We start from the raw sequence: 13465 nt of genomic DNA on the forward strand, positions 1-13465 counted from the left end.
TAAAACTTTGTATAAAGCAAATTTAATACATTTTTACTTAATAATTTTTGCACTTAAATTTTTCTGTGCCCACACAAATTTTCTGATATTTTTTAAAAGAGCGTAACTAATTAAAGTTTTTTAATAATATATTATATTTAAATTCTTGTCAAATATATTTTTAAATTTTATTAAAAAAATTAAATAAATAAATATAATATATAAAATTTAATTAAATTATTATTTAGTACAATAAATTATTAATATGAAATTTAAAATAAAAGGTATTTTATGAAAATTAAATCTATATTAAAAAAAAAAATAAAAAAAATGTTTTTTAAAAATAACTATAATAAAAAAATTAAAATAATTATACAAAAAAATAAAAACATAAAAAATGGACACTATCAATTAAATAATTTATTTAATATTTCTAAAATCTACAAAACAACTCCAAAAAAATTAGCAAAAAAAATATTAAAAAAAAATAAATTTGATATAATAAAAAAAATGGAATTTTCTAAACCATGTTTTATAAATATTTTTTTAAATAAAAAATGGATAGAAAAATCTTTAGAAAAAATTTTAAAAAATAAAAAATTTATTTCACCAATAAAAAAAAAAACTGTTGTAATTGATTATTCTTCTCCAAATATGGCAAAATCTATGCATGTAGGACATTTAAGATCAACTATAATAGGTGATTCTGTATCAAGAATAATGGAATATATAGGAAATAAAGTTATACGAGCTAATCATATTGGAGATTGGGGAAACCAATTTGGAATGTTAATTGCATATATAAAAAAAAAAAATTTAAAGATATCAAAAAAAATATCAATATCAAAAATAGAAGAAATATATTGTCAAGCAAAAAAATTATATGATAAAAATAAAAAATTCTTAAAAAAAACAAATAAATATACAAAAAAATTACAAAAAAAAGAAAAATTTTGTTATAAAATATGGAAAAAAATTGTTAAATTAAACATTAAAGAAAATGAAAAAATATATAAATTACTAAATATAAAATTAACTAAAAAAGACATTTTTGGAGAAAGTTTTTACAAAAAAATGTTAAAAAAAATTGTTCAAGATCTATTAAAAAGAAAAATTGCTACCATAAAAAATGGAAATATTATTGTATTTTTAAAAAATTTTAAAAATAGAAAAGGAAAAAAAATGGGAGTAATTCTTAAAAAAAAAGATGGTTCTTTTTTATATTCAATTATTGATATTGCATGTATAAAATATAGATATGAACAACTAAAAGCAGAAATTATATTATATTATGTCGATTCTCGTCAAAAACAACATTTATTACAAATTTATGAAATTTCAAAAATAGCTGGATATATACCTAACAATATTAAAGTAAAGCATCATATTTTTGGAATGATGCTTTCTGAAAATAATCAACCTTTTCAAACAAGATCTGGAAATACAATTAAATTAATAGAATTAATTAAAAAATCTATAAAAAAATCTAAAAAAATTTTAAAAGAAAAAAATAAATTAATATCTAAAAAAAAATTAATATCTCTTTCTAAAATAATAGGAATTGGTGCAATTAAATATGCAGATTTATCAAAAAATAGAAAAACTAATTACATTTTTAATTGGAACCAAATGTTATCTTTTGAAGGAAATACTTCACTTTATATACAATATACTTATACAAGAATTTTATCTATTTTAAGAAAATATAAAAAAAATCTTTTAAATATAAAAAATTCTTTTAAAATTTCAAATAACTATGAAACAATTTTATCCATATCTATTTTACAATTTGAAGAAATAATAATAAAATCTTCTAAAAAAGGGAAACCACATTTATTATGCTCTTATATATATCAATTAGCATCCAAATATTCCAATTTTTATGAAAAATATAATATTTTAAAAGAAAAAAATAAAAAGATACGTGATAGCAGATTAAAAATATCTTTTTTAGTTTCTAAAATATTAAAAAAAGGATTAAATTTACTTGGAATAAAAGTTTCAAAATCTATTTAGAAATAATTTTATAAAATCTCTAATAAACTAATAAAGATTACTCTTTTATTATTAGGGATTTCTAAATTCGATAAAACATTAATATTAAAAAAAATAGGTTTTAATAAATTAAAAAAAAAATATCTTAATTTAATATTTACAACAAAAACTAATGGATTTTTTGAAGAATGATTTTTTTTTATTATATTTTTTACATTATTAACAAGTTTTTTAAATAAGTATGGATTAAGAAAATTTTTATCATTTAAACATTTAAATAAAAAGTTTTCCATTTTTAAAGATAAACCAAAAACATAAATTTTTTTAGAATTAGAAAATAATTTTTGGAAAATATGTTTACCTAAAGAAATTCTAACCATATTTGTCAATTCTTCAATATTTTTTCTTAAAAAAGAATATTCAATTAAAGTTTCTATAATAGTTCTCATATCTTTTATAGAAATATTTTCAAATAAAAGATTTCTTAATACTTTATTTAAAATTGTCAAACTAAATGTTTCTGGAATTAATCCTTCAATTAATTGAGGGTATTCTATATTTACTCGATTTAATAATTTTTGAGTTTCTTGAAGTCCAAATAATTCACTTAAATTATTAGAAATTAAATTATCTAAATGAGTAGCAATAATTGTACTAGAATCTACAACTGTATATCCTTTTTTTTTAGCATAATCTGACATTTCTTTTTTAATCCAAAAAGCTTGTAAACCAAAAACTGGTTCTTTTACTTCTAATTTAGATAACTTTTTTTTAGAAAATTTAGAATTAATTGCCATATATTTATTTATTAAGATTTTTCCTGAACCATTTTCTACTCCTTTAATAAAAATTTTATATTCATTATCTAATAAATTAAAATTATATTTAATTTTTACTTGAGGAGGTATAAACCCAAATTTTTTAACATATTTTTTTCTAACAAAAAAAATTTTTTTTAATAGATTTTTTTTATTTTTTAAATTTAATAAATTTATTAATTTACTTCCTAAATTAATAGACAAATATTCTTCTAAATTAATATTTTTCCAAGAAATCTCTAAATCATTTTTAGGTATACCTTGCTTAACTATTTTATTTTTTAATAATATATTTTTATCTTTTAAAAACCAAGACACAAAAAATAATAAAAAAGAAAATAATAGAAAAATAATATTAGGCATGCCTGGAATTAAACCAAATATTCCTAATATAATACCACTTAAAAAAATTACATGAAAATTAGAAAATAAATCATCAATAATTTGTTCACTAATATTTTTATTACTTTCTACTCGTGTAACAATTACTCCAGCAGCAGTAGAAATAATTAATGCTGGAATTTGAGCTACTAAACCGTCTCCTACTGTTAATAAAGTATATACTTTAGTAGCTTTAGAAATACTCATTTCATGTTGAAATAATCCAATTATTAAACCTCCTAAAATATTAATAATCATAATTAAAATTCCAGCTATAGCATCACCTCTAACAAATTTACTAGCTCCATCCATTGATCCATAAAAATCTGCTTCTCTAGATATATTATATCTTCTTTTATTTGCTTCTTTTTCTTGAATTAATCCTGAATTTAAATCAGAATCTATAGACATTTGCTTTCCAGGCATTCCATCTAATATAAATCTAGCTGAAACTTCTGCAATTCTTCCAGCTCCTTTAGTTATTACAACAAAATTTATTATTACTAAAATTATAAAAATAACTATTCCAATAGTAAGATTATTTCCAACTAAAAAATGACCAAAAGATTTAATAACATTTCCAGCAGAAGATGTTCCCTTATGTCCATATAATAAAATTATTCTAGTAGAAGCAATATTTAAAGCTAATCTCAATAAAGTTGTAAATAAAAGAACTGTTGGAAAAGAAGTAAATTCTAACGTACTTTTAATAAACATTGAAACTAATAGTACTGAAATAGAAAAAAAAATATTAAAAGTAAATAATATATCTAAAAAAATAGGATATAGAGGTAATATCATTGTAGATAAAATTATTATAATTAAAATAGGACCGTAAATTTCTTGTAATTTAACATTTTTAATTTTTTTAAAAAAATTAAATATAGAAAAAAAATTGATCATATATTATTCCTAAAATATTTATATTTAATAAAAAATTATATATAAAATAGTAAAAGACATTTTATTTTTTAATATTTAAATTATTTGCTAAAATTTTAGCTACAACAGGATATAAAAAATTTGGAATATATTCTCCTACCTTTGAATGTTTATATAAAAGTTTTGATAATATATTAGATTTTATAATTAATATATTATTTTTTTTTCCTAATTTATAAATTTTAGAAAAATATCCTTTTTTTTCTTTTAATAATATTTTAGGAGCTGGCATTAAATCCTTATTATATTGTAAAGCTATTGAATATTTTAAAAAACCTGAAACAATAAAATCTACATCATTAATTTTAAAATGTATCTTTTTTTTTAAAAAAGAACGAATTTTTTCACGCATTTTATTTTTTATTTCAGGATTTCCTTCAGTATTTTTAAATTCATCTTTTAATTCTTTAAAACTCATTTTTAATTCACTTATATATAAATAATTTTTCCAAAAAATATCAAATAATATTATAGGAAATAAAAAAATAAGAAAAATTAAATAACAAAAACTAATAGAACAAAATCCATCAAAAAAAGCATAATAAGGAATTTCATATATTAAATTAAAATTTTTTATAATATTTATCCAAAAATAAATTCCAGTACAAAAAAAAAGAATACAAGCTTGTATTAAAATTTTAAAAAACTCCACAACTGTAACATATGATATTATATTTTTTAATCCATTTATAAAATTAAGTTTATTAATATCAAAAGTTATTTTTCTCATAACAAAAGAAAAATTATTAGACAATAAAGGAGCAATAAAAACAGAAAAAGTAAATAATAAAAAAGTAGAAAAAAAAACAGATAAAATAGATTTTAAAGAAAAAAAAAATTATTAATAATTTCTTGAAAATTTTCTTTTAAAATTTGATCATTAAAATTAAAATTAATATAAAAAAGTTCTTTTAAAACTAAAAATATTTTATCTTTTAATATCCAAAAACTTAAAAAAGCTATAAAAAGTGCTATTATTGAATTAAAATCTCTAGAATATGTATTTAATCCATCTTTTTGTGATTTTTTTAATTTTCTTTTAGTTGGATCTTCGGTTTTATCTTCATAATTTGTCATTATTTTTACCTTAAAAAATTAATTAAAAAAAATTTTTATTATTATAAATAAAATAATATTTAAAAAAATATTTATTTATTATAAATATATAATTAAAAAAAAATAACAAAAAAATAATTTTATAAAATTATTTTTTCAAAAAAAATGAGAAATATAAAAAAAAAATGAAAAAAACAAAATATATTCTTTTTACTAAAAAAGAGAATCCAAATTATGCTAAAAAAATTAGCCATAAATTAATGATTAGAGCAGGAATAATATCTAAAATTTCTTCTGGAATATATACATGGTTACCAAATGGAGTAAGAGTTTTAAAAAATATAAAAAAAATTATACATAATGAAATGAAAAAAAATTCTTGCATAGAAATTATATTACCTATTCTTCAACCTTCTTCATTATGGAATAAAAGTAAAAGAATTAAATCTTATGGAAATGAATTATTTAAAATTTTAGATAGAAAAAATAAAACATTAATATTATCCCCTACACATGAAGAAATAATTACTAATTTTATAAAAAACAAAATACACTCTTATAAAGAATTACCAATTATACTATATCAAATTCAAACAAAATTTAGAGATGAAATTAGACCAAAATCTGGAATTTTAAGAACAAGAGAATTTATTATGAAAGATGCATATTCATTTCATGAAAATAAAAAATCTCTTCAAAAAACATATAAAAAAATGTATATAGCTTACATAAAAATTTTTAAAAAAATGAATTTAAAAACTAAAATAATAAAAGTAAATAATGGAGTAATTGGAGGAAGTATATCTCATGAATTTCATGTAAATTATAAAAAAAAAAAAAATAAATTAAATAGTTCATGTACTAAATCAAAAATAAAAAGTATTGAAATAGGTCATATTTTTCAATTAAATAAAACATATTCAAAAATATTTAATGTTTGTATTCAAACAAAAAAAAAAGAAAAAAAGAAATTAGAAATGGGATGTTATGGAATTGGAATTAGTAGATTAATAGGAGCGATTATTGAAAATAATCATGATAAAAAAGGAATAATTTGGCCTATTTCTATAGCTCCTTTTCAAGTTTGCATTATTCCAATCAATATATTAAAAAATAAAAAAATAAAAAAAATATCTAATAAAATATATTCTGAATTAAAAAAAGAAAATATTACAGTTTTATTTTATAATAAACCAGAACAACCAGGTATAATGTTTTCAGAAACAGATTTAATTGGATGTCCATATAAAATTATCATTAGTAATTCAACAATAATTAATAATTGTGTTGAACTTCAAAATAGAAAAACAAAAAAAAAAGAAAATATAAAAATAAATAAAATATCAAAAATATTGCTAAAAAAAATAAAACTTAAATAAAAAATTTTTTTATACTCTCTAAAAATTTAAGAGATTTTAAAAAATAAAATAAATTATCTGATGGATAAACATTCCATTTTTTTATTAAATATTTTTTTTTTTTAAATTTATTATTATAAATAATAATACATAAATTAGTTTTTCCTCCACAATATTTAATCATAAATTTATCTATTTTATTAAAAAAAATTATAGATTTAGAAGTTCTCTTTAAAATAACTTTAATTTTTAATAATTTTTTTTTTCTTAAATTATATATATCATAAATTTTTTTTGCAATAAAACAAAAAGAATTTTTAAAAATATTTTTTTTAGTAAATCCTTTAACAATAATAATATTATTTTCTTTTAATATAGACTGAGATGATAAAATTAAATCCTCAAAAACAAGAACATCAATTTTTTTAGTATTATCATCTAAAGTTAAAATTACCATTTTTTTTTTATTTTTTGTTAATAACCTTTTAATACTAAATATAATTCCAGATATATAAATTTTTTGATTTTTTTTAAAATTAAAAATTTTATTTAAACAAACAGTACAATAATAATTTCTAATTTCTTTTAAATAAAATAAGAACGGATGATTAGATAAGTAAAAACCTAAAATATTTTTTTCATAATCTAATTCTAATTTTTTTGACCAATTAATATTAATAAAAAATTTATTTTTATATTTTTTTTCTAAATTAATTTCTTTTTTATCAAAAAAATCTAATTGTTTTGATAATAAAATATTTCTATATTGTAAAGATGATTGAACTACATCAGAAATAGAAATATATAATAAAAACCTACTTTTATTAAAACAATCACAAGCTCCTGAAAAAATAAGTTTTTCTAATATTTTTTTAGTAATTATTTTAGGTCCAACACGTATACATAAATCACTTAAACTTTTAAAAATTCCGTTTTTTTTTCTTTCTAAAATTATTTTTTTAATAGTATTTTCTCCAATACCTTTTAATGCCCCTAAACCAAAAAATATATTTTTTTTTAAATCAACAAAAAAATTATTTTTACTAAAATTAATATTAGGAATATAAATTTTTAAATTTAATTTAATACATTCATTAACTAAAATCATAATTTTATTTGAATATCTCATATCCATAGTCATAGCAGAAGCCATAAATTCAGAAGAAAAATTAGATTTTAACCATAAAGTTTGATAAGAAATTAAAGCATATGCAACAGAATGAGATTTATTAAAACCATATCCTGCAAATTTTTCTAATAAATCAAAAATTTTATTAGACAAAATTTCTTTTATATTATTTTTTTTTGCTCCTTTAACAAATTTTACACGATGTTTAGACATTTTTTTAAAATTTTTTTTACTAATAGCTCTTCTTAATAAATCCGCTTCTCCTAAAGTATAATTAGAAAAAATTTGAGCAATTTTCATTACCTGTTCTTGATAAAGAATAATTCCATAAGTAGATTTTAAAATAGGTTTTAATAATTTATGTTCCCATTTTTTATCAGGATAATAAATTTTTTCTTTTCGATGTTTTCTATTAATAAAATTTTCTACCATTCCTGATTGTAAAGGACCCGGTCTAAAAAGAGCAACTAAAGCAACAATATCATCAAATGAATCAGGTTTTAATTGAAGTATTAATTCTTTAATTCCAAATGATTCTAATTGAAAAATAGAAGTTGTATAAGCTTTCATCAACATTTTAAAACTTTTTTTATCATTTAATGAAATATCTTCAATATATATTTTATTTTTTCCTTTTTTTTTTAAATTTTTATTAATCATTTTAATAGAAGAAAAAATTATAGTTAAAGTTTTTAAACCCAAAAAATCAAATTTAACTAATCCAATATCTTCAATATCATCTTTATCAAATTGAGTAACTGAGTTTTTTTTTTCTAAATTATCATAATATAAAGGAGAAAAATTAGTAATTTTAGTTGGAGAAATAACTACCCCACCAGCATGTTTTCCAACATTTCTAATTACTCCTTCTAATTTCTTAGTAGAATTAAATAAATCTCGAATTTCACAATCATGATTATATAACATAGATAATTCAGAAGAATTTAAAATAGCTTTTTTTAAAGTTATACCAGGATCTAAAGGAATTAATTTAGAAATTCTATTTAAAAAACCATAAGGATAACCTAACGATCTTCCTACATCACGTATAACTGCTTTAGCAGTCATTGTTCCAAAAGTAATTATTTGAGATACTGAATCTTTTCCATAAACTTTAGAAACATGTTCTATTACTAAATCTCGACGATTCATGCAAAAATCAACATCAAAATCAGGCATAGAAACACGTTCTATATTTAAAAATCTTTCAAATAATAAATCAAATTTAATTGGATCAATTTCAGTAATTTTAAGAGAATAAGAAACTAAAGAACCTGCTCCTGAACCTCTTCCTGGACCAACTGGTATATTCTTTCTTTTAGACCACTGAATAAATTCCATAACAATTAAAAAATAACTAGAAAAACCCATTTTATTAATTATTTTTAATTCATAAATTAATCTATTTTTATAAATTTTATAAATATTTAAATTTTTTTTTTTACTAATATTATTTTTTTTTAATCTACTTAATAAACCTTTTTTAGAAATTTTTACTAAAAAATCCTTAGTATTTTTTTTTCCAGTAAAAAATTTTGGAAGAAAATATTTTTTAAATTTTATAGAAACATTACAACGTTTAGCTATCTCAACAGAATTATATAATGATTCTGGAATATCAAAAAATAATTTTTTCATATCTAATGTAGATTTAAAAAATTGATTTTTTTTATATTTATAAAATAATTTTTTAGCAAGATCAATAGATATACCATTATGAATAGAAATTCTAATAAAATGAGAATAAAAATCATTTTTTTTTAAAAAACGAACATTATTTGTACAAACAATAGGAATTTTTTTAAAAAAAGAAATTTCTAAAATTTTTTTAATATATTTTTCTTCTTCTATTCTTCCTATTCTAGAAATTTCTAAATAATAATTTTGATTAAAATATTTTTTATAAAAACTTAAACTGGAATTTAAAAAATTGGATTTTTTATTAAATATAAATTTACTAATTTCTCCATCTATTCCTCCTGACAATATAATTAATCCATCACGATATTTTATTAGCCATTTTTTTTTTATATATACATCTTTTAAAATTTTATATTTTCTTTTATATGCTTTGGAAATCAATATTTTTAAATTTTCATAACCAAAGTTATTACTAGCTAAAATAGTTAATTCACTCAAAGTATTATCTTCAGACAAAAGATTAAAATCTGCTCCTATAATAGGTTTAATTCCATTTTTATGAGCATATTTATAAAATTTAATTACTCCATACAAATTCGTAAAATCAGTTATTCCAACTGATGGCATATTAAAAAAAATAGCTTTATCAATTATTTTTTTAGGTTTAGATAAACCATCTATAATAGAATAATCACTATGAGTTCGAAGATGTATAAAAGAAATATTAGACATAATATATCAAAAATTCCTATAAAAAAAAATAACATAAAAAAATTTTTAAAATAAAAAAATTTTTTTAATTAATTAAATTTAAATATATTGTAAAAACAACTTCACATACTAAAAAATTTTTTACAAAAGCATATCCTTGAAATTTAAAAAAATTTTTTATACGATTTAAAAAAAATACTTTTATTTTTATTTTACTGTTTGGAAATACTAATCTTTTAAATTTAGCTTTTTTTATATAAGTTAAATATTGTAAATTCTTTTGTAAACAAATTTTTGAAATACTTTTTCCGATTAAAATTCCAGAAGATTGCATAATAGATTCAAGAATTAATACACCAGGAAAAATTGATTTTTTTGGGAAATGACCTAAAAAAAAAAAAAAATCAGAATGAACAAAAAACTCAGAAAATAAATAAGTATTTTTTTTAAATTTTTTTACTTTATCAACAAATAAAAATGGATCACGATGTGGAATAAAATTTAAAAAATAAGGAAATTTTAAAACACTCATATAACACCAATAATTAAAAAAATATTTAAATAAAAATATAAAAATTCATCTTATTTAAATAAAAAAAACAAGATGAATTTTTTAAATATATATAATTTTAAAAAAATAATTAATTTCCAAAATTTACTTGAAATGTTTGTGTACTATCATTCATATGTGATCCTGAAGGACTAGAATATGAAAAAGAAATCATACCAAAAGGAGAATGCCATAATAAAGATACACCTGAAGAACAATAAAATTTTAAATTTTTTAACATTGAAAAATTTTCAATATTTGTACTTAAAAAATTATTTTTCCATACATTTCCAAAATCAAAAAAACTTGAAACTCTAAAATTTTTTAAAAAATTATGTCTTCCATATGGAATTTTTGAAATAAGATCTATATTTGTTACAGAAATCAAATTTCCTTTAGATAAATTATTTTTATTTAAATTTTTTGATTTATTATCATCAACATTTTTTTTATTATCAACAGATGAACTCATAAAATTTAAAAAATTATTTGGAAGTATCTTTGAAACATTTTCTGCATTAAAACCTCTAACAAAACAATTTTTATTAAAATGAAAATTATCAACATTAAGTTCATTTAATTTATTTCCATTTAAAAACATACAACCTAAATAAGAATGAAACATAACTGATAACATAGAATCTATTTTAATTATTGGATAATATTTCTTAACATCAAAAGAAAATTTTAAATAATTTTTTTGTTTAATAGGAAATACAGAATTCATAGAAATATTTACATTTGTACCTTTATTAGGAAAAATATGATTATCTAATTTTTTAAAAGATAAAAAATTATTAATATATAAATTTCTTATTGTTTTTCCAGAAATAATAGAGTTGTTTTTAGTACCAAAATTTTCTATAAAATCAGAAATTCTATTTATAAAATTTTCTTTTTTAGAAATATATTTATCATTTAAAAATCCTAAAGAAGAACTAAAAAAACCATATTTTAAAAAAGGAAATTCACAAGAACCTTCTATTCCATAACGAATACTTTTATTATCACTAAAATACTTATTAAAATTAAAAGCACTATTAAAAATATTATATGTTCTTTCACAAAAATTTTTTAAAAAATTATTTTTAATATTATTTTTAAAATCATTATCATGATTTTTTATATTTAAAAATAATGACTCTTTTAAAAGAGTATTTGAATTAGTAAAAAACGGATTTTTATAAATAATTTTAAAAAAAAATTCATCTAAAGATTTAGAAAAATTAATTGATAAATTATTACCTACTTTTAAAAAATGGTTTTTATTAAAAATTAAATTATATTTAACTTGATTATTATGAGTGAATCCTGCTCCAAAATGAAAAGTATGATCTTTTCTTTCTTTAACATGATAAATCATGTCAAAATAATGAACATTATTTCTTACAGTAGGAACAAATTCAATATTTATATTATTAAAAAAATTTGTTTTTTTTAAAAATTTTAAATCTTTATTAACAAAAAAATTATTTAAAATTTTATTTTCTTTTTGAAGAAATTTATCTATGAAAAAATTTTTTGTAATTTTTTTATTACCTTTAAAAAAAATATTATCTATTACAAATTGATCTTTTTTAGTTATATCAATTAAAAATTTAATAGTTTTTAATTCTTGATCAATAACAGGTTCAAAAATAATTTCAGAGTTAAAATAACCATTTTTTGACAAAATTTTCTGAATTTTATTATTTAATTTTATAAGATGATCAATATTATATACACTATTAAATTTTACATATGATGAAAAATCAAAATCTTTTAATAAAGTAAAATTTTTATCTTTTAAAGATACGTCAGAAATAGTATATTTATTTCCTTCATATATTTTTAAAATAACATCAACATGTTTTTTATGATGAAAATAATTTAAATTAGTATCGATTATATCAAAATTTATATATCCTTGAGTATTATAAAAATGATATAAAGTTTTTAAATCTTCTTGTAAATCTTTAATATCATATTTTTTTTCCATAAAATTATCTAATAAAGATGTTTTTTTATTAAAATTAAATAAAGAAAAAATTTCTTTTGAAGAAAATTTTTTATTACCTACGATATATAAATTATCAATTTTAGTAGATTTATTTTCATGAATAATTATTTCTAATTGTTCTAAATTATTTTTTTTAATATTTTTTTTAAATATAATTTTTACATTATTTTTTAAAACATTTGAATAATATTCAAAAATTTTATCTTTAAATACAGCTATATTTTTTTCATCAAAAAAAGAATTTTCATAAATATTTGAAGCTTGTAAAATTTCTTTAATAGAATTATCATCTATAAATCTATTACCATAAAAACGTAATTTTGATAAAATAGGAAATTCTTCTAGCAAGAAAGTAATTTTATCATCTGATCGAGAAACCTGTACTTTTTTAAATTTCTTATTAGAATAAAAGTTTTTTATACTATCTTGTATATCTTGTTTTGAACAATATTCATTTTCAGAAAAAGTTAAACAACTTAAAGCTTCTTTTTTAGAAACGTTATGCAAACCTTGAATTTCTATATTTTTAAATAAAAAATTATCACAAGCATAAGAAAAATCTGTATTAAAAATTAATAAAAATATAAAAAATAAATTTCTTAATCTTATTTGATTATACATTTTTTTAAAGAAAACCTCGTTAATAATAAATTTAATTTTAAAAAATATAAGATAATTTTTAAAAAATATAAACTTTTTATGAATATAAAAAAAAATTTTTTAAATCTTATACATTATTAAATTTTTTAAAAAAACATAATAATAAATATTGTACAATAAATAGTATTTTTTACAAATTTTAATTTTAAATTTTTAAAAAAAAATTTAAAAATATTTTTATTTTTTATTTTTATATTATCTATTTTTTAATTTTATTAAATAAATATAAATTTAGAAATTTATTTA

Annotated in this window: 8 protein-coding genes; 2 read left to right on the forward strand and 6 right to left on the reverse strand. The window is 17.1% G+C overall.

Annotated features, from left to right (window positions below; translation table 11 throughout):
* Positions 1–270: 270 nt before the first annotated feature.
* Positions 271–1995, forward strand: a complete 1725-nt coding sequence (gene argS, locus M5J13_RS01885; RefSeq protein WP_252837220.1) for an arginine--tRNA ligase — start codon at positions 271–273, stop codon at positions 1993–1995.
* An 8-nt stretch (positions 1996–2003) separates the two neighbouring features.
* On the opposite strand, the gene flhA is transcribed toward argS, so the two are convergent.
* The 3 genes from flhA to M5J13_RS01900 form a co-directional block, all read right to left on the reverse strand.
* Entirely contained in the window at positions 2004–4076 is a 2073-nt protein-coding gene (gene flhA, locus M5J13_RS01890) for a flagellar biosynthesis protein FlhA (protein ID WP_252837221.1), read from the reverse strand.
* Between the two features lie 61 nt (positions 4077–4137).
* Positions 4138–4932, reverse strand: a complete 795-nt coding sequence (locus tag M5J13_RS01895; protein WP_354667645.1) for an EscU/YscU/HrcU family type III secretion system export apparatus switch protein — start codon at positions 4930–4932, stop codon at positions 4138–4140.
* 5 nt (positions 4933–4937) lie between these two features.
* The gene (locus M5J13_RS01900) at positions 4938–5192 is read right to left on the reverse strand and encodes an EscU/YscU/HrcU family type III secretion system export apparatus switch protein (RefSeq protein WP_252837222.1); all 255 of its coding nucleotides are present in this window, start codon (positions 5190–5192) and stop codon (positions 4938–4940) included.
* A gap of 164 nt (positions 5193–5356) precedes the next feature.
* Here M5J13_RS01900 and proS point away from each other — a divergent pair, with 164 nt between their 5' ends.
* Positions 5357–6550: a proline--tRNA ligase gene (proS, locus tag M5J13_RS01905; protein ID WP_252837223.1), complete on the forward strand. Its 1194-nt coding sequence runs from the start codon at positions 5357–5359 to the stop codon at positions 6548–6550.
* On the opposite strand, the gene dnaE is transcribed toward proS, so the two are convergent.
* From dnaE to bamA, 3 genes are all read right to left on the reverse strand, one after another.
* Positions 6543–10031: a DNA polymerase III subunit alpha gene (dnaE, locus tag M5J13_RS01910; protein WP_252837224.1), complete on the reverse strand. Its 3489-nt coding sequence runs from the start codon at positions 10029–10031 to the stop codon at positions 6543–6545. The genes proS and dnaE overlap by 8 nt on opposite strands.
* A gap of 64 nt (positions 10032–10095) precedes the next feature.
* Positions 10096–10542, reverse strand: a complete 447-nt coding sequence (locus tag M5J13_RS01915; RefSeq protein ID WP_252837225.1) for a 3-hydroxyacyl-[acyl-carrier-protein] dehydratase FabZ — start codon at positions 10540–10542, stop codon at positions 10096–10098.
* 109 nt (positions 10543–10651) lie between these two features.
* Positions 10652–13180, reverse strand: coding sequence for an outer membrane protein assembly factor BamA (gene bamA / locus M5J13_RS01920; RefSeq protein WP_252837226.1), 2529 nt, complete (start codon positions 13178–13180; stop codon positions 10652–10654).
* Between the last annotated feature and the right edge of the window lie 285 nt (positions 13181–13465).

The sequence above is a fragment of the Buchnera aphidicola (Periphyllus lyropictus) genome, assembly GCF_024029895.1.
Taxonomy (GTDB): Bacteria; Pseudomonadota; Gammaproteobacteria; order Enterobacterales; family Enterobacteriaceae; genus Buchnera_J; species Buchnera_J aphidicola_BA.